We start from the raw sequence: 22770 nt of genomic DNA, 5'->3' as shown, positions 1-22770 counted from the left end.
GAATTGTCGACGGCATGGTGTTTGGATTTCGATGATGCGGCTCAGCGACTGTCACAACTTTTCCGATTTCCGCCGCATGGCGCAGCAGCGGCTGCCGGGGCCGATCTTCAACTACATCGACGGCGCGGCGGACGATGAGGTCACTTACCGCCGCAACACTGAAAGCTTTGACACCTGCGACCTGGTTCCCAATGTCTTGCGCGGGGTGAGCGAGATTGACATGTCGGTGACGGTCATGGGCCAGAAGCTGGCGATGCCGTTCTATTGCTCGCCGACCGCCTTGCAGCGGCTGTTCCACCATCAGGGCGAGCGCGCGGTCGCCAAGGCCGCCGCCAAATATGGCACGATGTTCGGGGTCTCCTCGCTTGGCACCGTCAGCCTTGAAGAAGCGCGCCGGATCAGCAGCAGCCCGCAGGTCTATCAGTTCTATTTCCATAGAGATCGCGCACTCAATCGGGCGATGATGCAGCGGGCAAAGGGGGTTGGCGTCGAGGTGATGATGCTGACCGTCGACAGCATCACCGGGGGAAATCGCGAGCGCGACAAACGCACCGGCTTCGCCATTCCCTTCAAGCTCAATCTGGCCGGGATGCTGCAGTTCGCGCTCAAGCCGGCCTGGGCGATCAACTATTTCACCCATGAGGGGTTCAAGCTGCCGCAACTCGACGAGCATGCCGACATGGGTGGCGGCACGATGTCGATCAGCCGCTACTTCACCGAGATGCTCGACCCGTCGATGACATGGGACGACGTCGCCGAGATGGTCAAGCTGTGGTCGGGTCCGTTCTGCCTTAAGGGCGTCATGTCGGTTGAGGATGCCAGGCGTGCCGTGGACATCGGCTGCAGCGGAATTGTGCTGTCGAACCATGGCGGCCGGCAGCTGGATGGCTCGCGGGCGGCGTTCGACCAGCTTGCCGAGATCGTCGATGCGGTCGGAGACAGGATCGACGTCATCATGGATGGCGGTGTGCAGCGCGGCACGCATGTGCTGAAGGCGCTGTCGCTCGGCGCCAAGGCCGTCGGCGTCGGCCGCTATTATCTGTTCCCGTTGGCAGCGGCCGGCCAGCCCGGCGTCGAACGGGCGCTTGAACTGATGCGGGCCGAGATCGAACGCGGCATGAAGCTGATGGGCTGCAGTTCGATCGAACAATTGTCGCGCAACAACCTCCGTTTCAGGTAATCTCGACACATGAAATCCTCACTAGAAGACACGCTGCTTGCCGCGATCCGCACCATTCCGGACTATCCCAAGCCCGGCATCCTGTTTCGCGACATCACCACGCTGCTCAGCAATGCGCGCGCCTTCCGCCGCGCCATCGACGAGCTGGTGCATCCTTATGCCGGCCAGAAGGTCGACAAGATCGCCGGCATCGAGGCGCGCGGCTTCATCCTCGGCGGCGCCGTCGCCCATCAGCTCTCGGCGGGTTTCGTACCGATCCGCAAGAAGGGTAAGCTACCCTTCGAGACGGTGCGCGTCGCCTACAGCCTGGAATACGGGCTGGACGAGATGGAGATGCACAAGGACGGCGTTTCGCCCGGCGAGAAGGTGATCCTGGTCGACGATCTGATCGCCACCGGCGGCACCGCTGAGGCGGCGGTCAAGCTGCTGCGCCAGATCGGTGCGGATATCCTCGCGGCCTGCTTCGTCATCGACCTGCCGGACCTGGGCGGCCGCGCCAAGCTCGAAGCGCTCGGCGTGCCGGTGCGGACGCTGATTGGGTTTGAAGGGGTTTGAAAAGCGATTGATCACGACCGCCCGGGCGGTCCCCGCTGCTTCGCAGCATTCGTTGGCCTTTCATCGTGCCGCTGGCACGATGAATTCGCCGAACCGGCTACTCACCCGTCTTCACCAGCACCGCGCTCTCGAACTCCAGCACCATGTCGCCGGTCGACTCAAAAGCCTCACATCGCAGGGCCAGCAGCCGCCAGCCGGGGCGTGAGGCGATCGGGCGGTGCGACAGCGCCGTGCGCGTGAAAGTGATGGTTTGCCCGGCATAGACCGGCTTCAGCCATTTCAGGTTCTTGAAACCGGGCGAGGGGCCAAATTCCGGCACCGGACCGGGGCCGCTCCACGCCGCGATCTCGGCATCCATGCGGTTTTCGAGATTGAGTTTCATCCAGGTTGCCGCCGTGTGCCAGCCGGATGCGCAGAGCCCGCCGAGCACGCTCTTCTTGGCTGCGTCCTCGTCGACATGGAAGATTTGTGGGTCGTATTTGCGTGCGAACGCCTTGATCGCCTCAGGCTCGAATGTGTGCGAGCCGAGCGTCACGGTGGTGCCGATGCGGAAGAAATCGTCCAGTGTCATGCTTGGTTCCCCGTGGCATCGCGCGTGAGGAACATGGCGGAATTCTCAAGCTCGAAGACGCTTTCGCCACGCTGGTTGAACAGCTCGCTGCGCATTGTCACGAAGCCGAGTTGCGGCTTCGATTTCGACAGGCGCTTGGCAACAACCACTAGGGTGCCGGTGAGCTGGTCGCCGGCCAGGACCGGCTTCTTCCATTTGACATGGTCGACACCGGGTGCGCCCTGGCAGGTGGAGTCCAGCAGGAACGCATCGCACAGCATGCGCATGAACATGGCGCAGGTGTGCCAGCCCGAGGCGGCCAGCCCGCGCAGAATGCTGGCCTTGCCGGCTTCCTCGTCGAGATGCATCGGCTGCGGGTCGAATTCTCCAGCGAATTCGACGATCTCGGCGGCGCTCACCAGCTTCGAGCCAAGATCGAGCGATGCGCCCTCGACGAAATCCTCATAGGCCCAGGTTTTTGGTTTTGCAGTCATGGTCTGAAATCCGGCTCACGAACCTGCGATCCCTACGGATCCAGGTTTCCGGATGCAGGCCGCGGCCCATTTGGTCAAGAGATTTCTATAACGCCAGAACCTGGCTGCACGGCCTTTGACAAGCGGATCAGAGCCAGCCGCGGCGACGGAAATACCAGAACGGCAGGATCGCCGACAGCACCATCATGGCAATGGCGAAGGGGTAGCCCAGTTCCCACTTCAGCTCGGGGATGACGTCGAAGTTCATGCCGTAGATCGAGGCGACCAGCGTCGGCGGCAGGAAGATGACGGCGGCAACCGAGAAGATCTTGATGATGGCGTTCTGCTCGATCGAGATCATGCCAAGCGTCGCGTCGAGCAGGAAGGAAATCTTCTGCGACAGGAAGGTGGCGTGGTCGGCGAGCGACAGCACGTCGCGGGACAGCGTCTTGATGCGCGCCTTGGTGTCCTTGCTCATCTTGGTGCGGGTCGAGGCATGGGCGAAAAAGCCGGCCAGGCGCTGCAGCGAGATCAGGCTGTCGCGGATCGAGGAGGCGATGTCCTCCTTGCGGCCGATCGCTTTCAAAAGCTCCTGGAAGTCGCGGTTGCGCTTGGAGACCTTGGTCGACCGCGCCTCGAAGATGTCGCGCGAGATTACTTCGATGTCGCGGCCGGCGCGTTCCAGAATATCGGCGAGACGGTCGACGATCGCCTCCAGCAGCCCGATCAGGATGGTGTCGCCGCTGGTGCAGCCGGTCGCCACCTTCTCGGCGCGCTGCGGAAAGGTCTTGAAGGCCTTCGGTTCGTGGTAGCGCACGGTGATCAGCCTGGTGCCGGCCAGCACGAAGGTGACAGGCGACATCAGGGGATCGTCGATTTCGGTCTGGGCGGGCAGGGTGGCGGTCATGAAGTAGGCGCCATCCTCGACATAGAGGCGGCTCGAAATCTCGATCTCCTCCATCTCCTCGCGCGTCGGAATGGCGACGCCGAGCCACGCCTCGATCGCCGCTTCCTCTTCCTTGGTCGGGTTAAGCAGATCGGCCCAGACGACATTGTCGCTGTTTGCCAAGAGTTCATCGACGGCGCGCAGGCGGTCATTGTCCACGACGAAGGCCTTGATCATCGCCGGGTCTCCCTTGCTGGATTAAAGGGTGCGTTCGGATTGACGCGTCGTGTCGGATTGCACGGTTCTCGGCGCCAGCGCCGACCTCGCGCCTGCCGCTTAGACCTGTGGCATGACAAAATCAAGACAAGCGGCTGCCCGGCGGATGGGCGTCGGCCGCTCGGAAGAACTCGTCGAGAAAAAAGCTCGCCGGGATGTTTTGGATACCGGCCGCTTGAGGCGTCAGGTGTTGAACTTGAACAGCAGGATGTCGCCGTCCTGGACCACGTATTCCTTGCCTTCGTCACGCGCCTTGCCGGCTTCCTTGGCCGCCACTTCGCCGCCAAGCGTGATGAAATCATTGTAGGCGATGGTCTGGGCGCGGATGAAGCCGCGCTCGAAATCGGTGTGGATGACACCGGCCGCCTGAGGGGCCTTGTCGCCCTTGTGGATGGTCCAGGCGCGCGTCTCCTTCGGCCCGACGGTGAAATAGGTGATCAGATGCAACAGATCGTAGCCGGCGCGGATGACCTTGTTCAGGCCGGGTTCGTCGAGGCCCAGCGAGGACAGAAATTCCATCTCTTCCTCGTCGGAGAGCTGGGCGACTTCCGCCTCGATCGCCGCCGAGATCACCACGGTGCCGGCGCCCTGCGCGGCAGCCATCTTTTCCACGGCGCTGGTGTGCTCGTTGCCGGTGGCGGCATCTGCCTCGGCGACATTGCAGACGTAGAGCACGGGGTGCGAGGTCAGAAGGTTCAGCCCCTGCAGGATGCGCAGGTCTTCCGCCGAGATGCCCTTAAGCAGGATGCGGGTCGGCTTGCCGGCTTGCAGCAGTTCGAGCGCTGCCTCCATCATCGGCAGCACGGTGGTCGATTCCTTGTCTTTGCTGCCGGCGCGCTTGCGGATCTGCACGATGCGACGCTCGAGACTGTCGAGGTCGGCGAGCATCAGCTCGGTCTCGACTGTCTCGGCGTCGGCGACAGGATCGATGCGGCCTTCGACATGGGTGATGTCGTCATCTTCGAAGCAGCGTAGCACATGCACGATGGCGTCGACCTCGCGGATGTTGGCGAGGAACTGGTTGCCCAGCCCTTCGCCCTTCGAGGCGCCGCGCACCAGGCCGGCAATGTCGACGAAGGAGATGCGGGTCGGTATGATCTCCTTCGACTTGCCGATGGCGGCGATCTTCTGCAGGCGCGGATCGGGCACCGCTACCTCGCCGGTGTTCGGTTCGATGGTGCAGAACGGATAGTTGGCGGCCTGCGCCGCCGCCGTCCTGGTCAACGCGTTGAAAAGCGTCGACTTGCCGACGTTGGGCAAGCCAACGATGCCGCATTTGAAACCCATTTTTTGTCCGGTCCTATAGGGAAATAGAAATTTGATCAGGGCTATGGGCGATAGGGGTGATCAACGTCAAGCCCTGTGGCGCCGATCCCGCTCAGTCCTTGCCGCCGAACAGCTTCTTCAGCATGGCGGCCATCGGGCCGGTCTCAGGCAGTTTGGCGGGGGCCTGTTGCGGGCGTGCCTGGCGAATGTGGCTCTGGTGTTTGGAGTCCTGCTGCTTCCGCGCCGGCTTTTCTGGTTCCGCGCCGGCCTTGCCCTGGACGGCGAGGCTGACCTTGTTCATGAAGCCGGAGTCGTCGCCCTTGGCGATCATGGCGGCGTTCTCGGCGATTGCGTCGAGCAGCGGTTCGAGCCATTCGCGGTCGACCTTGTCGAAATCGCCGAGCACATGGTGCTGGACCATTTCCTTGACGCCGGGGTGACCGACGCCGATGCGCACGCGGCGGTAGGCGTTGCCGACATGGCCGTCGATCGAGCGGATGCCGTTATGGCCGCCGGCGCCGCCGCCGGTCTTGATGCGCAGCTTGCCTTCGGCAAGATCGATCTCGTCATAGAAGACGGTGAGTGCGGACAGCTCGAGCTTGTAGAAGCGCAGCGCTTCGCCGACCGACTGGCCGGACAGGTTCATGAAGGTCTGCGGCTTGATCAGGACGATCTTTTCGCCGCCGAGCGTGCCTTCTGAAATCAGGCCCTGGAATTTCTTCGACCAGGGCGAAAAGGAATGGCGGCGGGCGATTGCGTCCGCCGCCATGAAACCGACATTGTGGCGGTTGTTGGCATATTTCGCGCCCGGATTGCCGAGGCCTGCAAAGACAAGCATCGTCTGCTCCGAGCGGGAAAGAGTTACTTCTCTTCGGCGGCGGGAGCCGCTTCGGGTGCAGCCACTTCAGTCGTCTCTTCCGCCTCCGGCTTCATCGCCGACGAACCGGCAATGGTCGCGATGGTGAAGTCGCGGTCGGAGATCACGGGCTTCACACCAGCCGGCAGCTTGACCGACGAGATGTGGATCGAGTCGCCAATGTTGGCGCCGGTGAGATCGATGGTGATGAATTCCGGGATCGCATTGGCCGGGCAGTGGAACTCGACTTCGTGACGCACGATGTTGAGCACGCCGCCGCGCTTGATGCCGGGCGACCTGTCCTCATTGATGAAATGGACAGGCACGTCGACATTGACCTGGGTGTCCTTGCCGATGCGCAGGAAGTCGACATGGACAGGGAAATCCTTGACCGGGTCGAGCTGGAAGTCCTTCGGCAGGACCTGGATCTTCTTGCCGTCGACATCGATCGTGGCGATCGTGGTCAAAAACCCGCCGCCATGGATCTTGTAGTAGATGTCCTTGTAGGTGAGTGCGATAGCCAGGGGAGGCTGCTTGTCACCATAGATTACTGCAGGCACTTTACCGTTGCGGCGAACTGCACGGGCGGACCCCTTACCGACCTGTTCGCGTGCTTCGGCCTTGAGCTCGTAAGTGTCGTGGCTCATGGCATTTCCTTTCGGTTTGTTCTGGAGCGCTTACGGTTGGCAACCTGCCTGACTGTAAACGTCGAAAGCCGACATACCCATGCATGATCTGGTCCGAAAACCGGAATCCACTTTTCGGGATCGTGCGGGAAGGCGGCCTTCCGCCGCGTTGCCTCCAAGGGTGTCTACGCGGGTGGCGGCTCTATAGCGGAAGGCGGCCGGAGGTGCAAGCCAAAGGCACGTCAGCCGAAGGCACGTCCGCCGGCGCGCAGTTCGGGGCGGTGATTATCCCCGCTTTTCGATGACGGCATAGAGCACGTTGCGGTTCTCGCCAAAGAACACCTGCGCGTTGACGGCGTTGCGGTCGACGCTGGCATTGACGATGTTCCACATGTCGACCTCCGATCGCAGCAGCAACACCCAGTCCATGAAGGTCTCCCGGTAGCCGGCGTCAGGATTGTCCTCGGCGTAGTTCGCGAAGAGAAATGTCCCGTTCGGCTTCAACATCTGCAGGCAGGTCTTCGTGAGTTTTACGGCGACGTTGTGCTGGAGGTAGTCGTAAAGGCCGGAGGCGTAGATGAAGTCGAACTTGCCCAGCCTGTGGCCCCTCGTGAGCACGGTCCGCACCGACCCGTCGACCGCCTCGATCGCGGTGCCCTGGAAGTCACGTGCGATCAACCCAACGCTCTGTGGATCCTGGTCGAGCGCAACCCAACGCTTGAGACGTCCTTCCGCCAGGGCGACCGAGCGATTGGCCTCCCGCAAATGCCCGGCCGCGATCGCCAGGATCTCGGTTTCCGGTCCGTTCTTGGCCGCGATCTCATCGACATAGCGGGTCAATAGGTCACGTCGTTCCCGTGCAGCGACGCAAGACGGGACGTCCTGGGTATGGGTATAGAGCGCCTTGCCGATCTCCGAGGCGTTTGCCACGCTCTCGGCCACGTGCGGATCACAATAGATGTAGTCGAGCAACTCCGCATCACCAGCATAACCTCTGGGCTTGCTGAAAGACCACCGCGTAAGCGGATCCTCGAGAAAATACTCCAGGACCGGATGGTTCTGCACCACCGGTATCAATGCTTGCCAAACGTCGGGATGAACTTTGGCACGTGTCGCGTTGAGGTGCGACATCAGACTACGAATGACCTCGGCGGGGTCCTTTCCTTGTTCGATTTGCTGATGGGTCGCATGGAGAATGAGTGCAAGCTCTGCACGAGCGGTTTCGAAGACTTCGCCGTGATCCTCGGGTCTTCCCCGAGGCAGACTTCCGGCGAGCATCTCGGCAGTAATCAGGCTTTTTCCATCAAGAACGGTTTGCACACCAACGCTCCATAGTTAACAGTCAGTTAACTTATTGCGTAGAATGCTCCATTTGCCAATGATGGGCCGGGCGCATTTTAGCGTTATGATTAATTTCCCGCTAACCATCTTTAATCATTGCACTTCTTCCGGGCCGGATTCGGGTTTCGAGTTAACGGAAACTTGTCCTGCGCGATTGCATTTGTACGCGTGGCGTCGCAATCGCTGTCGCGTCCAGGGAGTCGGCCTGCGTGAGGGCAGAAACTAGAAATGAGTTCGGAGCCGAAAATCCCCTTCAAACGGGGTTTGCTGTGATGAACGATCACGCGTCATCCGCATTGGCCGATACTGTTCATGCGGAGCCGTACGAACCGCGCTATGAACTGGGGACCGACGAGCTCCGCGCCCTCTACCGTACGGAAGCTCATGCGACGCGAAGAGGGGAAGCCCGGCCAGGGCTTTGGATGGCCGTTGTCATCTATCTCTTGTTTTCTGCAACGGATCTGCTGCTGATCCCAGATGTGGCTGCATACACGATCACTGCGCGCTTCGCGGTCGGATTGACTGCGCTTTTGATCCTGGAAGCGCAGCTTCGCCGGGAGGTAGCAACGGAATGGCTTGACGTCACTTGCGCCGGAGCCATCATCTTTGGCTATGTCGGTTGGCTGTGCCCTGCAGTTTTTGGTGCGGACAAAGAAAGCGTCTCTTACTATATGGTCTTCGGCACCATCTTCATGATGAGCGCCAATCTTTTCTTCACGTTCAATTTCAAACTTTCGATAGTAACTTCCACAATAATATTGTGTATACTGTACGTGGTAAATTATTTCGTGCCTTCGACGCTAATATACAAGATGGTATTCGGAACTTTCTATATCTCTTGCTTCACGTTTACCTCATATGTCAACTGGAAACTGAATGAAGAGCGCTACAACGTCTTCCTGAACGCCCTGGAAGCGAAGATCCAGCACAACGAGGCGACCGAACGCGGTAAGGCCCTGCTGAGACTGTCGCGGACCGATCCGCTTACAGGCCTGGAGAACCGGCGGGCGATCGACGAGAAGCTAAGGGACTACTGGAACGACTGGCAAAAGGTTGGCACCAGTTTTGGGGCGATCCTCATCGACGTGGACTTCTTCAAGAAGTTCAATGATTGTTACGGCCATCAGGAAGGCGACCGCTGCCTGATCCATGTCGCCAATGCTCTTAGCGAAATGATCAGGCGGTACAATGGCTCCATCGGCCGCTACGGCGGTGAAGAGTTCATTATCCTGGCTCGCGTGGAGAACAAAGAGCAGATCCTGGAGATCGCGGAAGCCATTTGCAGCACGGTGGAGAACCTGGCGCTCATCCACGAGCTGCGGCGAGACGGCGTCTCGATCGTGACCGTGAGCGTTGGCGCTGCGTTCACCAGAACGCAGACTGGCGCCAAGCTGGAGAAGATCATCCACGAGGCTGATCGCGCACTCTATCTGGCAAAAGCCGGTGGCCGAAACTGTGCTCGCCTGTTCGACCCCTCCGATCCCCAGAGCAGCGACGAGAGCGAGAACATTGCGGCTTTGCTGAAGATCGCTATCGGCCAGAACCTCGTGTCACTCGTTTACCAGCCTATCCAGGATGTCAAAACGGACCGAGTTGAAGCCGTAGAGGCTCTGATGCGCCTCAAAATGCTGGACGGCACGTCGGTTCCGCCGAGCCTGTTCATTCCCGTCGCGGAACGAACCGGCGCAATCCTGGAACTCGGGCGCTGGGCAATAAGAACGGTGTGCGCCGAGCTCCTGGCGGACGATTACGTCCGCGTCGTTAGTGTCAACGTCTCTCCGATCCAGCTCAAGACACCTGGCTTTGCAACGTCGGTAGCGACCATTCTGGGCGAGACCGGCGTCTCCGGAAGCAGGCTGGCCTTCGAGATCACCGAAGGGCTGGAGATGGAGATGCATTCGGACATTCTTCGGTGCATCAGCGACCTGAAGCTGCTGGGGATCAAGATATGGCTTGACGACTTCGGGACGGGCTTCGCGGGCCTTTCGTGGCTCCGCCTGATCGATTTCGATACGGTAAAGATCGATCGCTCGTTCCTGCACGATTGCAGCGCCCCGAACGGCAAGGCAATGCTCCAGGACATTATCACCCTGGTGCGGAATCGCGGCCACAAAATCCTGGTCGAAGGGGTGGAAACCGACGAACAGATGGCCCTCATGCGCGAATTCGGCATAGACAAGGTCCAAGGCTTTCATGTCGGCCGTCCCGCTCCCGCCGTCAGTTACCAGCCAAAGCGGGCCATCCGCAAACGCCCATTCACCGTGCTTAAATCGGCATGATTGCGCCTGCTCTCCGAGGTTTGGCTTAGCTGCCCTTGGCCGCTATGGCTCAAGGGCCGCGCCGATTGCTATCGACCAATGGCAAAGCCAGGCGGGCACGCAAGGGGTGTGGCTTAGTGTTCGCCGCTCAACGCGGCGCGCAGTGCCCTGATCTGCCGGTTCAGCGCATCAAGCTGTGCCAGAGTCATGCCTGAGCGCTCGATCAAGGTCTCGTTGAGGCAGTTGCACTGGACAAGCAGTGTGCGACCGGCGGCGGTCAGATCGACCTGCACCTGGCGCTCGTCGGTCTGGCTGCGCTGGCGGGTCACCAGTCCAGCCTGCTCCATCCGCTTCACCAGTGGCGTGACGGTGCTCGATTCAAGGGCAAGCCGCCGCGCAACCGTGCCAACCGACATGCCATCGGTCTCTCCAAGCGCGTTCAGAACCAGATATTGCGGATAGGTGATGCCCATCTGGTCCAGCATCGGCTTATAGGTGCGATTGATCGCCATGCTGGTGGCATAGAGCGTGAAACAGAGTTGATTGTCCAACGGGAGAGGCACGGCGCATTTCCTTCTGCCGGTACGGCAGTCGGTTCTATACCACGAAAAACGATATCGCGATATATATTTTTATGGACAAGGTTTTCGAACTGCGATAGCGATAGTTATCGCGATATCGTTTATCGCGAAGTCAACAGAACGGAGATTGAGATGACCTCGCAATCCAAGCCCAGCTCCGGCAGCGGCACGATCACCACCAAGGACGGAACGCAAATTTACTACAAGGACTGGGGGACCGGTCAGCCGATCGTCTTCCATCATGGCTGGCCATTGAGCAGCGATGACTGGGACGCCCAGATGCTGTTCTTCCTGTCACAAGGCTACAGGGTCGTTGCCCATGATCGGCGCGGGCACGGCCGCTCGACCCAGACGGACGTCGGCAACGAGATGGATACGTACGCCGCCGATGTCGCGGAACTCGCCGCCCATCAGGATCTCAAGGACGCCATCCATGTCGGCCATTCGACCGGTGGCGGTGAGGTGGCGCGCTATGTCGCTCAATACGGCTCGGGCGGCCGTGTCGCCAAGGCGGTGCTGATCGGCGCGGTGCCGCCGATCATGCTCAAGACCGCGGCCAATCCCGGCGGCCTGCCGATCGAGGTCTTCGACGGCTTCCGCTCCGCCCAGGCGGCCAACCGCGCCCAGTTCTTCCGCGATGTCCCGGCAGGTCCGTTCTACGGCTTCAACCGTCCGGGCGCGGAAATCTCGCAGGGGATCATCGACAATTGGTGGCGCCAGGGCATGATGGGCGGTACCAAGGCGCATTATGATTGCATCAAGGCCTTCTCGGAGACCGACTTCACCGAAGACCTGAAGAAGATCGACGTGCCGGTTCTGGTCATGCACGGTGACGACGACCAGATCGTCCCAATAGCCGACTCGGCGCTGTTGACGATCAAGCTGGTCAAGAAAGGCGAGCTCAAGGTCTACAAGGGCTTCCCACACGGCATGGCCACGACCCATGCCGACGTCATCAACGCCGACCTGCTGGCCTTCTTCAAGGCCTAGCTAGGATATTTTCCAGCAGGCACCCGCCATCGGGCGGGTGCCTATATCGCCCGGCCTTACCGGCTTGCAGCGACCGCCTGAACCTTCCTGGCTTCCTTCATATTCGGAAGGAACACGGTCAGCAGCCCAAGCAGCGGCAGGTACGAGCAGACCTGGAAGACATAATCGATGCCCTTCATGTCGGCGACCACGCCGAGCACGGCAGCCGCGATGCCGCCCATGCCAAAGGCGAAGCCGAAGAAGATGCCGGCGATCATGCCGACACGTCCCGGCACCAGTTCCTGGGCGAAAACGACGATGTTGGAGAAGGCTGATGACAGGATCAGGCCGATCACCACCGTCAGCACCATCGTCCATTCCAGGTTGGCGTAGGGCAGGGCGAGCGTGAAGGGCAGCACGCCGACGATGGAGAACCAGATCATGGCCTTTTGTCCATAGCGGTCGCCGAACGGGCCGCCAAGCAGGATGCCTAGCGCCGAGGCGCCGAGGAACAGGAACAGCATGACTTGCGACATCTGCACCGAAACGCCGAACTTATGGATCGAATAGAAGGTGTAGTAGCTGGCGAGGCTGGCGATGTAGGCGTTCTTGGTCAGCACCAGCAGCGTCAGCACCGCCAGTGCCCACATCACCTTGCGGCGCGGGAAGGGCGAGACGAAGCTTGCCGTCTTGCGATTGCCCTGTGCGGCGCGCAGCCGGCTGTACCAGCCGCCGACCCGCCACAAAACGATGATCCCGATCAGCGAGCCGACAGCGAACCAGGAGATGCTGGTCTGGCCGAAGGGCACGACGATGAAGGCAGCCAGCAGCGGCCCCATGGATTGGCCGAAATTGCCGCCTACCTGGAATAGCGACTGCGCCAGACCGAAGCGGCCGCCAGAGGCGAAGCGGGCGATGCGCGAGGATTCCGGATGGAAGATCGCCGAGCCGATGCCGATCAGCGAGGCGCCGACCAGGAGCAGCGAATAGTGCCCGGCATAGGCGAGCACGATCAGGCCCATCAGCGAAGACGCCATGCCGTAGGGCAGCGAATAGGGCATCGGCCGCTTGTCGGTGATCATGCCGATCACCGGCTGCAGCAGCGATGCGGTCACCTGGAAGGTGAAGGTCAGGAGGCCGATTTGCCAGAAATCGAGGCCGTAATTCTCTTTCAGCAAGGGATAGATGGCCGATAGCAGCGACTGCATGATGTCGTTGATGCAATGGCAGAAGCTCACCGCCAGGATGACGGTGAAGGCCGTCGCCTGGGCTGATGCGTGATTGGCGGTCGGTGGGGCGACGCTGGCGGCTGTCGTGTCGGTCAAGGTAGGCTCCGTGGTCTTTTTGGCGGCACGCCCGCAGGGCAAACTGGCGGACGCTGCTGAAGGCCGCCTAAGGAACGGTTGCCTTATAAGCTGCTTGCAGGGTGACTTCTTTCGTGGTTTGGTCCAATAGTTTCGCAAGTGGGCCATACAAGATGCCTTACGGCAAAGAAGTCTTCCACGCCGGCAGTGCCGATCTCGAGCAGTTGCACGAGCGCCGCTGGCAGTGGCTGGAGCAAGTGGCCGGGCCGGCGGTGGCGCTGCCGACCGAATATCCTGACGGCTATCGTGTGCCGCTGCACCGCCACAGCCGCAGTCAGTTGCTTCATGCGCTGGTAGGCGTCGTGCTGGTGACCACGCGCTACGGTCGCTGGATGGTGCCGCCCGACCATGCGATGTGGATTCCCGCCGGCACCGAGCATTCCGTGGAGATGCTGGGCGATGTGTCGATGCGTTCGGTCTATGTCATGCCGCAGGCGATCCCCGGGCTGCCGGACGGATTGCGCGTCGTCGGCGTCACCGACCTGATGCACAGCCTGATCGTGGAATCGGAAAAGCTGCCACAGGGCGGCGAGTTGGAAGGGCGCGGCGGGCTGATCATGAATCTGCTGCTGCACGAAATCCCGACCCTGCCGGAACGGCCGCTCGGTCTGCCGTTCCCGTCCGATCCCAGGCTCTCGGCACTCTGTCGGCGCTTCGTCGCCGCACCTTCGCCGCACGCGACGATCGACGAGTGGGCCGATGCCGCCGGCATGAGCCGCCGCTCCTTCACCCGCGCCTTCCAGCGCCAGACCGGCCTGTCGCTGTCGACATGGCGCCAGCAAGCCTGCCTGTTCGCGGCGCTGCCGCGGCTGGCCGATGGCGAACCGATCACCAGGGTGGCGCTCGATCTTGGCTATGACAGCGTGCCGGCCTTCATCACCATGTTCAAACGCATGCTGGGCGCGTCGCCGCGCGGCTATATGCGCGGCGCACGCGAAAGCTCGAAGTCGCTCGTCGCCTGATTGGCCCGGTTCGACTGGAGAGTCCTGCGCCGTAAGGTCAGGTATCGGTCTTAGTCGAAGAGGCTGGACACCGATTCCTCGGTCGCCGTGCGCGAAATGGCTTCGCCCATCAGGTCGGCGATAGAGATGACGCGGATGTTGGGAGCATCGAGCACGCCTTGGGTCGGCTGGATGGAATCGGTGATCACCAGTTCCTGCAGTTTCGAGCCGCTGATGCGGGCAACCGCGCCGCCCGACAGCACGCCGTGGGTGATATAGGCGGTGACGCTGGTGGCGCCGTTGGCCAGCAGCGCATCGGCGGCGTTGCACAGCGTGCCGCCGGAATCGACGATGTCGTCGATCAGCAGGCAATCCTTGCCGGCAACCGCGCCGATGATGTTCATCACTTCCGATTCACCGGGTCGCTCGCGGCGCTTGTCGACGATGGCGAGTTGCGCGTCGAAGCGCTTGGCCAGCGCGCGCGCCCGCACGACGCCGCCGATGTCGGGCGACACCACCACGACGTTGCCGAGCTGCTTGTATTTGGCCTTCACGTCGCGGGCCATCACCGGCACCGAGAACAGATTGTCGGTCGGGATGTCGAAGAAGCCCTGGATCTGGCCGGCGTGCAGGTCGAGCGTCAGAACACGGTCGACGCCGGCGCGGGTGATCATGTTGGCGACCAGCTTGGCCGAGATCGGCGTGCGGCCGGAGGCGCGGCGATCCTGCCTGGCGTAGCCGAAATAGGGGATCACCGCCGTGATGCGCTTGGCCGATGAGCGCATGAAGGCATCGATCATGATGAGCAGTTCCATCAGGTGATCGTTGGTCGGGAACGAGGTCGACTGCAGGATGAAGACATCCTCGCCGCGCACATTTTCCTGGATTTCGACGAAGATTTCCTGGTCGGCGAAGCGCCTGACAGTGGCCTTGCCCAGCGGGACGTTGAGGTACCGGGCGACCGCTTCGGCCAGCACCCTGTTGGAATTGCCCGCGAAGAGTTTCATGCACCGTTCCTGGTGGAGGATGGAAAGCCCTGACGGACTCGCCTGCGCCCTTTAACCGGGCTTTTAGCGGCCCGCGCCGGTATTGCAAGCACCGAGATCGGGAATCCGCCGGATAATCCTAGGAAAGCCTTGCACCATCGCCGGTAGAAATCATTTCAGCCCGCCTTGCCGCCAAGCCAGGCCGCGAACTGGTCGATGGTCTGGTCGGCGATTGCCTGCATGGTGGCCGGCGAGACCCCCTTCCAGCTGTCACCGGCCCCGCTGGCGCCGCCACTAACCGAAGGCGCCTTCTGCTGACCGTTGATGCGGTGCAGGCGATTGCCTGCCGGGTCATAGACGTCCCAGACATAGATGACGGTGGTGTCGGTGCCTTCAGACATCGTCGAGAAATAGCCTTTGAGCACATGCGTCGCGGTCTGGTCGGCGCTGCCGGCGAGCGTAATGCCGCGCTGCCGGGCGCGGGTCTGCAGTTCCGCCGTCAGCGGTGTCGCGGCCTCGACCGACGCGCCGACAATCGGCGCGATCTGCAGCCGGGTCTTCGCCAGGGCGGCGGCGCTTTGGGCTGATGTGACCGGTGTGGTGGTTGCAGGAGCGCCCGCCGCGGTGGTGGCAGGGCCGCCCGGGGCCGGAACTGCGGCTGCCGTGTTGCCTGATGTGGCGGGCAGTGTCTGGGTCGACGTTGCCGGCGGGGTGATGGCAGAGGGTTCGAGCACGTCCTTTGCGTTGGTGCAGGCGCCAAGAGCCAATGCCACAAGCAATGACACGGTCGTCACATGCGATCGTCTCATTTGCCTTCTAACTCCTTGGCGAAGAACGCCTCCCATTATGGATTCACTGTACGATCAAGTCGAGATCATGGCGGGACAGCGGCTTCGGCTGGGATTCGGTGGTCAGGTAGGTGCGGCCAAGCGTCATTGCCGTCTCGGTGTCGGAATCCATGATGATCATGTGGGCGAACAGCGTCATGTTGGGCGCGATCGGCTCGGGATTGCCTTGGTAAAACATCGGCATGTCCATCCAGGAGGGCGTGAAGCGGGCTCCGACCGAATAGCCGCAGGCGTTCAACCGGTGCTTGGTCAGGCCGTGCGCCTCCATGGTGCGGGCGTGGGCGTCGAACACGTCGCCGAAGCTGTTGCCCGGCGTCATCGCCTTCTCGACGGCCAGAAGGGCGGCGCGGGCGGCGTCGAACAGCTCCTGATGGCGCTTGGAGACCTTGCCGGTCAGCACCGTGCGCATCATCGGCGCATGGTAGTGGTTGAAGACGCCAGCCCATTCAAGCGTCAGCTGGTCGTTCTTTGTGAGCTTGCGGCGGCCGGCCTTGTAGCGGCACAACAGGGCGTCGACACCGGAGCCGATGATGAACTCGTTGGCTGGATAGTCGCCGCCGCCGGCGAAGATCGCACCTTGCATGGCGGCCAGGATCAAGGCTTCGTCGCCACCCTGCTTGATCAGCGGCAAGGCCGCGTCGAGCGCGTCGTCCGAGAGGTTGGCGGCCTTCTCGGCCTTCGCGATTTCGGCTGGGCTCTTGAACAGGCGCAGCCGGCCGACGATGCCGGATGCATCGGCGATCTGGCCGAAGGTCTGCAACTGTTCGTCGAGCCGGCGGCCGTTGAAGGCGGTCAGGCCGTGAGTGTCGTATTCGACGCCAATGCGAGCGCCGAGCAGGTCAAGTTCGTTGAGCAGATTGCGCAGGTCGACCGCCGGATTGGCGCCATCGCGGTCGGTCCACAGAACGATGTTGTCGATGATCGAGGTCTGGCGCGCCTGACGCAGATCGGCCGAGCGGGTCAGAAGCACCATCGAACCGTCGGCCTTCACCACCAGGCACTGGAAGAAGCAGAAACCGAACGTATCGTAGCCGGTCAGCCAGTACATGCTCTCTTGCGCGAACAGGAGGATGGCGTCGAGTTTCTTCTCGGCCATCTCGATCATCAGCCGGTCGCGCCGCGCGTCGAATTCGGATCGTTCAAAATGCAGCGCCATTATTCCCTCTCCAAAACGATTGCCGAAATCTGCCGGCCGTAATCGGGCTCTTTGCGGTGCGTGGCGCGCCGGTAGGAGTAGAACAGATCTTCCTCGGCATAGGTGCAGCGTCCGAGGCCGTCGGCTGTTACACCGGCCTTGGCCAGCCGGTCGACCGTGTAGCGGTTGAGGTCGAACATCGCATGGCCGGCGTTGGCGGAAGGAGCGAAATAGCTGATGCTCTCGGCGTCGGCTTCAACAAAGCGGGCAAGGAATTCCGGTCCGACTTCATAATTTTGCGGGCCGATCGAAGGGCCGAGCACCGCGACGATGTTTTGATGATGAGCACCGAGGCTTTCCATGGCGAGGACGGTGTTTTCAAGCACGCCTGTGAAAGCGCCTTTCCAGCCGGCGTGTGCGGCGCCGATGATGCGTGCCTGCGGATCGGCGAAGAGCACCGGACCGCAATCTGCGGTCGAGGCGCCGATGGCGACGCCCGGCCGGTCGGTGACGATGGCGTCTGCCTTGGGGCGCTCGCCGGCAAAGGGTTCCCGGGCGACGACGACATCGGGTGAGTGGATCTGCCAGGCGGTCAACAGATGGCGTGCCGGCACGCCCATCCACGCAGCGACCCGGGCGCGGTTCTCGGCCACCAGGGCCTGATCGTCGTTCGATCCGGTGCCGATGTTGAGGCCGTGATAGATGCCGCTGGAGACACCGCCAATGCGGGTAAAATAGCCGTGGCGGATGCCTTGTGCCTGCGCCTTGTCCAGCAGCGGCGACCGAACGGGATCCGGTTTGGTCTGATTCAGCATGCGGGCGTTGTTGTCCGTGTGGGCGGTTTCGTCAAGAAGAAGGTGCTTCGTCGATAAGGAGGCGGGGCTGGGCGGTGTGACCGTCTCTTTTCGCCGGACGGGAGATTGGGAGGGGCGGCGGTGAAAAGTCAATCCGCCGCGAAGGTCGTTGTTGCAGAGAATGGGACGGCCACGCCGCGCGGCAGCACCGAAAGCACCTTGAACAGTGCGCCCATGTTTTGCGGAGCGGCGAGGCGCTCGACAGCCTCAGTTATGTTGTCGCGTGTCGCCTGGTCGGCATCGGCGCCGAGGCGGCCGGCGCGTTCGAGAATCCCCATGCCGAGCAGGAAATCGCCCTGGGTCGACAGATGGGCGTCGAGGCCGTGCGCTCGAACGGCTGCGGCAAGGGCGGCGAAATCGACATGGGTAGTGAGGTCGGCCTCGCCGGGATTTGCCAGCACATCTTCGCGATTGTGGCCGCGCAATGCCTGCAGCGTGTCGCCGACGCCCGGCTGGAGATGGCCATAGTCGAGGAACAGGCCGGCACCGCCATGCCTTGATATGCGCTCTGCGATGGCCGCCATCAGTGCCGTGCGGGCAGGCGCCACTTCGACGATAGCGCCTTGCGGTGCACCGTCGGCATCGGCGGGCAGCAGCGTCGGGTCGACCGAGCCGGCACCGGCGAAGAAGCGCAGTTCGTTGGTGTCATCCAGACCAATCATGCGCTCGCGCCAGCCGGCGCCGGCGCGGACGAACTGGCGGACGGGCACGGCGTCGAACAGTTCGTTGCCGACGATGAACAGCGGCTGCCACGGCAGCGTCTCGATGGTTTCGTGCCAACGAACCGCGAAAGGTGTGACGCCAAGCGTCCGTTGCTGGACTTCTGTCAGGCGTGGGCTGGTCTCGATCATGGCGAAGGTGGCGCCGTTGGCGAGTTCTGGATCTAGCCGCGACAGCGTTCGCAGCATGTCCTTCATCAGCGTACCGCGGCCGGGGCCGATCTCGGCGATGGTGGCCGGCAGCGGCCGGCCGCTCGCCAGCCAGGCCTGGTACACCCACACAGCGACCAGTTCGCCGAACATCTGGCTGATCTCGGGCGCGGTGATGAAGTCGCCGGCCGCACCGAAGGGCTCGCGCGTCATGTAATAACCGTCCTGCGGGTCGAAGAGGCAAAGCGCCATGTATTCGTTGATGGGAAGCGGCCCCAATGCCTCGATCAGGTCGACGATGCGGGTCTTCAGCCGGGTCATATCGGCTGCGGCTGTGCCACCGGCTTGGCGGTCAGCATCGCCCAGATGCCGGCCAGCACCATCGGCGTCGACAGGATCATGCCCATGGTCAGCCAGTTGGTGCCGAGGAGATAGCCGAGCTGCTGGTCGGGCTCGCGGAAGAACTCGACGAAGATGCGCGACAGGCCGTAGCCGCAGATGAAGGCGCCGCCGACGAAGCGCGGCGTCTTCAGCTTGAGGCGCCAATGGGTGAGGATGCGCAGCACGAGGAACAGCACCACACCCTCGAGCAGCGCCTCGTAGAGCTGGCTGGGGTGACGGGCAAACGGCCCGCCATTGGGGAATTCGAACGCCCAGGGCACGTCCGTCGGCCGGCCCCACAGCTCGGAATTGATGAAGTTGGCTACGCGCACCAGGCCAAGGCCAACCGGCACGCCGGCGGCCACGACATCGAACAATGACCATGTGCGGATGCCGCGCTTGATCGAAAACAGCGTCATGGCGAGGATAACGCCAAGCAGGCCGCCATGGAACGACATGCCGCCTTGCCAGACCGCGAAGATATCGAGCGGGTGCGCAATGTAGCGCGGCAGATCATAGAACAGCACATAGCCCGTGCGGCCGCCCAGCACGACGCCGATGGCCGCCCAGACGATGAAATCGTCGAGGTCCACCGGCTTCATCGGCAGGACGCCGTTCGGCCACAGCTTGGCACTGGCGGCAAGCCGCTTGGCATACCACCAGGCAAACAGGATGCCGACGATGTAACCGACGCCGTACCAATGCACCGCCAGCGGCCCGATCTGGATGAGGATCGGGTTGATGTTGGGGAAGGGCAGGGAGGCCAGCGGCAGCAGGAAATATTCGTTCAACGGGGAACTCTCGGTTGCAAAACGCGTTTTCGCGCGGACCATGCGGCAGGCTTTTGGCACGGTCAAGGCAAGGTGGGCGCTCTCGACTTGATGCCGCAACGCGGCGCAACATGCTTGCATTCGACGCGCAGCGCCACTACGTCAATTTGTGCAAGCGCGAGGATTTGCCATGTCTACCGGACCGAACCGCATTCTCGATGAATTCGCCAAGCTGATGACCGATGCCGCCGGCGCCGCCCAGGGCGTGCGCCGTGAGGTGGAGACCGCCTTCAAGGGCCAGGCCGAGCGCATTCTCAACACAATGGACGTGGTGCAGCGCGAAGAGTTCGAAGCCGCGCGCGAGATGGCCGCCAAGGCCCGGGAAGAAAACAGCCGGCTCGCCGCCCGCATCGAGGCGCTCGAGACCAAGCTTGCCGAACTGAGCGGTGACGCCGCACCGGCGGCGGCGGCCAAGCCCCGCGAAAAAAAATAATCGTTAAACTTTTCCACATAGCCCGATCCTGAAAAGCGCTTTGCCGTGAATCGCTTAACGGCATTGCATGAATCTTTGTGACAGCGGCTTTCCACATGCGAATGACGCAGTGGGAAAAATTGGGCTGTTCACGCGACTCCCGATCAATAGACTGAATTTGTTGCATGATTCGGAGCAGGGTCATGTGGCCGGGCGGTGGGGTCCGGTCCGGGGTCTTTGTGTCGAGAAGTGGTCTTTGCGCGAAGAAAGTCCTGGCCGTCCGAGTTCTAGACAAGATTGTTCGTTGTGTGTGCCCTCCCGCGGAGCGTGTGGCGGCGCTCGTACAGAACGACAGGAAGCATTCCATGGAACTTCTCGAACTCGAATTCTCCCGCGAAATCCATCCGGTGGATGTTATCGAGCAGGTGGCCCACAACAACGACTGGTCCTTTGAGCGGGCCGGCGACGACGAAATTTCGATTTCGGTTGCCGGAAGCTGGACCGACTATCACGTTTCCTTCTCATGGATGGAGGATTTCGAGGCGCTGCACCTGGCCTGCGCCTTCGACATCAAGGTGCCGGAGACCCGCGCGCTGGAAGTGATGCGGCTCTTGTCGCTCATCAACGAACAGATGCTGTTTGGTCATTTCGACCTCTGGGAGCAGGAGGGCGCGATCATGTTCCGCCAGTCGCTGCTGTTGGCCGGCGGGGTCGAGCCGTCGAGCCAGCAGGTCGAAGTCTTGCTGTCGTCTGCGCTGGAAGCCTGCGAATGCTATTTCCAGGCCTTCCAGTTCGTCGTCTGGTCGGGGACCTCGGCCAAGGACGCGCTGGCCGGCGTGCTGTTCGAGACCTACGGCAACGCCTGAACCACGATAGACAGACAAGATAGAGATGAGTTCGAGCAGCGCGCTTAAGCCCGAGATCAGTTTTGCCGATTTCGATCGTGTCGACATCCGCGCCGGCACGATCGTCGAGGCTGAACCGTTCCCCGAGGCGCGCAAGCCGGCATTCAAGCTGAAGATCGATTTCGGCGCCGGCATCGGTATCAAGAAGTCGTCGGCGCAGATCACCAAATATTATACGCCGGAGACGCTGGTCGGCCGGCAAGTGTTCGCGGTGGTCAATTTTCCGCCGCGCCAGATCGGGCCTTTCATGTCGGAAGTGCTGACGCTCGGCTTTCCCGACGAGGAGGGCGCGGTGGTGCTCGGCGCCATCGAGCGCAAGGTGCCGGATGGCGGCAGATTGTTTTAGACCGTTGCGTTCCCTTCGCGTCGGTTCCGAGCATTCATTGCGGTTGCGCCTGCGTCAGGCCGCCAGCTTCCGCGTCGTGCCGAGCGCCTCTTCGACCGTGTCGAGAAACATTTCGGCGCAGGCTTTCCAGCTGTAGCGCATGGCGCGTTCGCGTGCTTGCGCGCGATCTACGCTGAGGGCGGCAAGCGCTGCCTCGCGCAGATCGTTCGACACCGCGCCGCCAAAACCGTCGCCGACGATGTCGATTGGCCCGGTCACCGGATAGGCGGCGACTGGGGTGCCGCTGGCCAGTGCCTCGATGATGACGTTGCCGAACGTGTCGGTGCGGCTGGGGAAGACGAAGACGTCGGCCGAGGCATAGATCTCGGCCAGTTCGTCATTGGGGCGGTGGCCCAGGAAATGCGCTTGTGGGAATTTCGCCTTCAGCCTGGCAAGCTCCGGACCCTCACCGACGACCACCTTGCTGCCGGGCAGATTGAGTTCGAGGAATGCACCCAGGTTCTTTTCGATGGCGACGCGGCCGACGCAGAGGAAGACCGGCCCGGGGAAGCCGAGGTCCTTCTTCTTGTCCGGCCGGAAATGGTCGGTGTCGACGCCGCGCGTCCACGGCCGCAGCTTGTTGAAGCCGCGCGCCGAGAGGTCGTCGGCGAGCGACTGGGTGGCGACGAGCGTGCCCTGCCCGGAATTGTGGAAATCGCGCAGCCAACGATAGGTCCAGCTCTCCGGCACCGGCAGGCGGGCGCTGAGATATTCGGGAAAGCGCGTGTGATAGCTGGTGGTGAACGGCCGGCCGGCATTGCGGCAATAGCGCCGCGCCATGATGCCCAGCGGACCCTCGGTGACGATGTGGATGTGATCCGCCTTGCCGGCTTCGATCAGGCGCGCGACATGGCCGGGGGTGGTCAGTGCCAGCCTTATGTCGGGGTAGGTCGGCAAGGGTAGCGTGCGAAAGATGTTGGGCGTCAGGAAATCCACCGCGACATCGAAGGATTTCAGCGTCTCGGTGAGCCGCTCCAGCGTGTGGACGACGCCATTGACCTGCGGGCGCCAGGCGTCGGTGACCATCAATATGCGCATGGCGG

23 protein-coding genes and 1 pseudogene are annotated in these 22770 nt (G+C 62.1%); 8 read left to right on the top strand and 16 right to left on the bottom strand.

Translation table 11 applies throughout. The features are described 5' to 3' along the window. Window positions 1–34 precede the first annotated feature (34 nt). Together NKJ89_RS15030 and NKJ89_RS15025 are read left to right on the top strand one after the other, a co-directional pair. A complete protein-coding gene (locus NKJ89_RS15030) occupies window positions 35–1180 on the top strand; it encodes an alpha-hydroxy acid oxidase (protein ID WP_352603478.1) in 1146 nt (381 codons plus the stop codon). A 9-nt stretch (window positions 1181–1189) separates the two neighbouring features. Further along, a complete protein-coding gene (locus NKJ89_RS15025; RefSeq protein WP_023760724.1) occupies window positions 1190–1735 on the top strand; it encodes an adenine phosphoribosyltransferase in 546 nt (181 codons plus the stop codon). A 97-nt stretch (window positions 1736–1832) separates the two neighbouring features. On the opposite strand, the gene NKJ89_RS15020 is transcribed toward NKJ89_RS15025, so the two are convergent. The 7 genes from NKJ89_RS15020 to NKJ89_RS14990 form a co-directional block, all read right to left on the bottom strand. Beyond that, window positions 1833–2306 carry a MaoC family dehydratase gene (locus NKJ89_RS15020; protein ID WP_023760725.1) on the bottom strand — a complete coding sequence of 158 codons (474 nt, stop codon included), beginning with the start codon at window positions 2304–2306 and terminating at the stop codon, window positions 1833–1835. Further along, window positions 2303–2779, bottom strand: coding sequence for a MaoC family dehydratase (locus NKJ89_RS15015; protein ID WP_352603476.1), 477 nt, complete (start codon window positions 2777–2779; stop codon window positions 2303–2305). Before NKJ89_RS15015 ends, NKJ89_RS15020 begins: the two co-directional genes overlap by 4 nt. 127 nt (window positions 2780–2906) lie before the next feature. Then, window positions 2907–3881: a magnesium/cobalt transporter CorA gene (corA, locus tag NKJ89_RS15010; protein ID WP_023760726.1), complete on the bottom strand. Its 975-nt coding sequence runs from the start codon at window positions 3879–3881 to the stop codon at window positions 2907–2909. Window positions 3882–4103: 222 nt separating this feature from the next. Next, a complete protein-coding gene (gene ychF / locus NKJ89_RS15005) occupies window positions 4104–5207 on the bottom strand; it encodes a redox-regulated ATPase YchF (RefSeq protein ID WP_352603474.1) in 1104 nt (367 codons plus the stop codon). 91 nt (window positions 5208–5298) lie between these two features. Next, the gene (gene pth, locus NKJ89_RS15000; RefSeq protein ID WP_023760728.1) at window positions 5299–6024 is read right to left on the bottom strand and encodes an aminoacyl-tRNA hydrolase; all 726 of its coding nucleotides are present in this window, start codon (window positions 6022–6024) and stop codon (window positions 5299–5301) included. A gap of 23 nt (window positions 6025–6047) precedes the next feature. Then, window positions 6048–6689: a 50S ribosomal protein L25/general stress protein Ctc gene (locus tag NKJ89_RS14995; protein ID WP_023760729.1), complete on the bottom strand. Its 642-nt coding sequence runs from the start codon at window positions 6687–6689 to the stop codon at window positions 6048–6050. A 264-nt stretch (window positions 6690–6953) separates the two neighbouring features. Next, entirely contained in the window at window positions 6954–7988 is a 1035-nt protein-coding gene (locus tag NKJ89_RS14990; RefSeq protein WP_023760730.1) for a class I SAM-dependent methyltransferase, read from the bottom strand. Window positions 7989–8281: 293 nt separating this feature from the next. On the opposite strand from NKJ89_RS14990, the gene NKJ89_RS14985 reads away from it, so the two are divergent. After that, window positions 8282–10288 carry a putative bifunctional diguanylate cyclase/phosphodiesterase gene (locus NKJ89_RS14985; protein ID WP_352603472.1) on the top strand — a complete coding sequence of 669 codons (2007 nt, stop codon included), beginning with the start codon at window positions 8282–8284 and terminating at the stop codon, window positions 10286–10288. A gap of 113 nt (window positions 10289–10401) precedes the next feature. Here NKJ89_RS14985 and NKJ89_RS14980 read toward each other — a convergent pair whose 3' ends face one another. Then, window positions 10402–10830, bottom strand: coding sequence for a MarR family winged helix-turn-helix transcriptional regulator (locus tag NKJ89_RS14980; protein ID WP_352603470.1), 429 nt, complete (start codon window positions 10828–10830; stop codon window positions 10402–10404). A 150-nt stretch (window positions 10831–10980) separates the two neighbouring features. On the opposite strand from NKJ89_RS14980, the gene NKJ89_RS14975 reads away from it, so the two are divergent. Continuing rightward, window positions 10981–11838 carry an alpha/beta fold hydrolase gene (locus NKJ89_RS14975; RefSeq protein WP_352603468.1) on the top strand — a complete coding sequence of 286 codons (858 nt, stop codon included), beginning with the start codon at window positions 10981–10983 and terminating at the stop codon, window positions 11836–11838. Window positions 11839–11894: 56 nt separating this feature from the next. Here the strand turns inward: NKJ89_RS14975 and NKJ89_RS14970 are convergent, their stop codons facing one another. Then, window positions 11895–13142 carry an MFS transporter gene (locus tag NKJ89_RS14970; RefSeq protein WP_352603466.1) on the bottom strand — a complete coding sequence of 416 codons (1248 nt, stop codon included), beginning with the start codon at window positions 13140–13142 and terminating at the stop codon, window positions 11895–11897. Between the two features lie 152 nt (window positions 13143–13294). Between NKJ89_RS14970 and NKJ89_RS14965 the strand changes: the two are divergent. After that, a pseudogene (locus tag NKJ89_RS14965) lies at window positions 13295–14178 on the top strand (AraC family transcriptional regulator). A gap of 15 nt (window positions 14179–14193) precedes the next feature. Here the strand turns inward: NKJ89_RS14965 and NKJ89_RS14960 are convergent. The 6 genes from NKJ89_RS14960 to lgt form a co-directional block, all read right to left on the bottom strand. After that, window positions 14194–15129 (bottom strand): ribose-phosphate pyrophosphokinase, encoded by a 936-nt coding sequence (locus tag NKJ89_RS14960; RefSeq protein ID WP_013530002.1) that lies wholly within the window; start codon window positions 15127–15129, stop codon window positions 14194–14196. 155 nt (window positions 15130–15284) lie between these two features. Beyond that, window positions 15285–15917 carry a hypothetical protein gene (locus NKJ89_RS14955; protein ID WP_352603462.1) on the bottom strand — a complete coding sequence of 211 codons (633 nt, stop codon included), beginning with the start codon at window positions 15915–15917 and terminating at the stop codon, window positions 15285–15287. 43 nt (window positions 15918–15960) lie between these two features. Next, the gene (locus tag NKJ89_RS14950; protein WP_023761207.1) at window positions 15961–17112 is read right to left on the bottom strand and encodes a M24 family metallopeptidase; all 1152 of its coding nucleotides are present in this window, start codon (window positions 17110–17112) and stop codon (window positions 15961–15963) included. Then, on the bottom strand, window positions 17112–17906 hold the full coding sequence (gene pgeF, locus NKJ89_RS14945; protein ID WP_352603460.1) for a peptidoglycan editing factor PgeF: 795 nt from the start codon (window positions 17904–17906) through the stop codon (window positions 17112–17114). The genes NKJ89_RS14950 and pgeF overlap by 1 nt, the downstream gene beginning before the upstream one ends. Before the next feature lie 128 nt (window positions 17907–18034). Continuing rightward, window positions 18035–19135 carry a class I SAM-dependent methyltransferase gene (locus tag NKJ89_RS14940; RefSeq protein WP_352603458.1) on the bottom strand — a complete coding sequence of 367 codons (1101 nt, stop codon included), beginning with the start codon at window positions 19133–19135 and terminating at the stop codon, window positions 18035–18037. Then, window positions 19132–19986, bottom strand: coding sequence for a prolipoprotein diacylglyceryl transferase (gene lgt, locus NKJ89_RS14935; protein WP_352603456.1), 855 nt, complete (start codon window positions 19984–19986; stop codon window positions 19132–19134). Before lgt ends, NKJ89_RS14940 begins: the two co-directional genes overlap by 4 nt. Window positions 19987–20155: 169 nt before the next feature. Between lgt and NKJ89_RS14930 the strand changes: the two genes are divergently transcribed. From NKJ89_RS14930 to NKJ89_RS14920, 3 genes are all read left to right on the top strand, one after another. After that, complete coding sequence (locus NKJ89_RS14930; protein WP_352603454.1) at window positions 20156–20458, top strand: accessory factor UbiK family protein; 303 nt, start codon at window positions 20156–20158, stop codon at window positions 20456–20458. A gap of 344 nt (window positions 20459–20802) precedes the next feature. Further along, window positions 20803–21303, top strand: a complete 501-nt coding sequence (locus tag NKJ89_RS14925; protein ID WP_013893499.1) for a type III secretion system chaperone family protein — start codon at window positions 20803–20805, stop codon at window positions 21301–21303. A gap of 25 nt (window positions 21304–21328) precedes the next feature. After that, entirely contained in the window at window positions 21329–21688 is a 360-nt protein-coding gene (locus tag NKJ89_RS14920) for a tRNA-binding protein (protein WP_352603452.1), read from the top strand. Between the two features lie 54 nt (window positions 21689–21742). On the opposite strand, the gene NKJ89_RS14915 is transcribed toward NKJ89_RS14920, so the two are convergent. Further along, window positions 21743–22765: a glycosyltransferase family 4 protein gene (locus NKJ89_RS14915; protein WP_352603450.1), complete on the bottom strand. Its 1023-nt coding sequence runs from the start codon at window positions 22763–22765 to the stop codon at window positions 21743–21745. Between the last annotated feature and the right edge of the window lie 5 nt (window positions 22766–22770).

Origin of the sequence: Mesorhizobium sp. M0047 (genome assembly GCF_040323315.1) — a bacterium.
In the GTDB taxonomy this organism is placed as follows: Bacteria; Pseudomonadota; Alphaproteobacteria; order Rhizobiales; family Rhizobiaceae; genus Mesorhizobium.
The sequence above is the reverse complement of the archived record's forward strand: the minus strand, read 5'-3'. Positions and strand labels throughout refer to the sequence as shown.

Bases quoted from the DNA above. Each gene is read 5' to 3' on its own strand.
- NKJ89_RS15025 (WP_023760724.1), top strand. From the start codon at position 1,190: ATGAAATCCTCACTAGAAGACACGCTGCTTGCCGCGATCCGCACCATT.
- NKJ89_RS14950 (WP_023761207.1), bottom strand. From the start codon at position 17,112: ATGGCGCTGCATTTTGAACGATCCGAATTCGACGCGCGGCGCGACCGG.
- NKJ89_RS14940 (WP_352603458.1), bottom strand. From the start codon at position 19,135: ATGACCCGGCTGAAGACCCGCATCGTCGACCTGATCGAGGCATTGGGG.
- NKJ89_RS14925 (WP_013893499.1), top strand. From the start codon at position 20,803: ATGGAACTTCTCGAACTCGAATTCTCCCGCGAAATCCATCCGGTGGAT.
- NKJ89_RS15015 (WP_352603476.1), bottom strand. From the start codon at position 2,779: ATGACTGCAAAACCAAAAACCTGGGCCTATGAGGATTTCGTCGAGGGC.
- NKJ89_RS14995 (WP_023760729.1), bottom strand. From the start codon at position 6,689: ATGAGCCACGACACTTACGAGCTCAAGGCCGAAGCACGCGAACAGGTC.
- pgeF (WP_352603460.1), bottom strand. From the start codon at position 17,906: ATGCTGAATCAGACCAAACCGGATCCCGTTCGGTCGCCGCTGCTGGAC.
- ychF (WP_352603474.1), bottom strand. From the start codon at position 5,207: ATGGGTTTCAAATGCGGCATCGTTGGCTTGCCCAACGTCGGCAAGTCG.
- NKJ89_RS14930 (WP_352603454.1), top strand. From the start codon at position 20,156: ATGTCTACCGGACCGAACCGCATTCTCGATGAATTCGCCAAGCTGATG.
- NKJ89_RS14960 (WP_013530002.1), bottom strand. From the start codon at position 15,129: ATGAAACTCTTCGCGGGCAATTCCAACAGGGTGCTGGCCGAAGCGGTC.
- corA (WP_023760726.1), bottom strand. From the start codon at position 3,881: ATGATCAAGGCCTTCGTCGTGGACAATGACCGCCTGCGCGCCGTCGAT.
- NKJ89_RS14975 (WP_352603468.1), top strand. From the start codon at position 10,981: ATGACCTCGCAATCCAAGCCCAGCTCCGGCAGCGGCACGATCACCACC.
- NKJ89_RS15030 (WP_352603478.1), top strand. From the start codon at position 35: ATGCGGCTCAGCGACTGTCACAACTTTTCCGATTTCCGCCGCATGGCG.
- NKJ89_RS14985 (WP_352603472.1), top strand. From the start codon at position 8,282: ATGAACGATCACGCGTCATCCGCATTGGCCGATACTGTTCATGCGGAG.
- pth (WP_023760728.1), bottom strand. From the start codon at position 6,024: ATGCTTGTCTTTGCAGGCCTCGGCAATCCGGGCGCGAAATATGCCAAC.
- NKJ89_RS14955 (WP_352603462.1), bottom strand. From the start codon at position 15,917: ATGAGACGATCGCATGTGACGACCGTGTCATTGCTTGTGGCATTGGCT.
- NKJ89_RS14915 (WP_352603450.1), bottom strand. From the start codon at position 22,765: ATGCGCATATTGATGGTCACCGACGCCTGGCGCCCGCAGGTCAATGGC.
- NKJ89_RS15020 (WP_023760725.1), bottom strand. From the start codon at position 2,306: ATGACACTGGACGATTTCTTCCGCATCGGCACCACCGTGACGCTCGGC.
- NKJ89_RS14920 (WP_352603452.1), top strand. From the start codon at position 21,329: ATGAGTTCGAGCAGCGCGCTTAAGCCCGAGATCAGTTTTGCCGATTTC.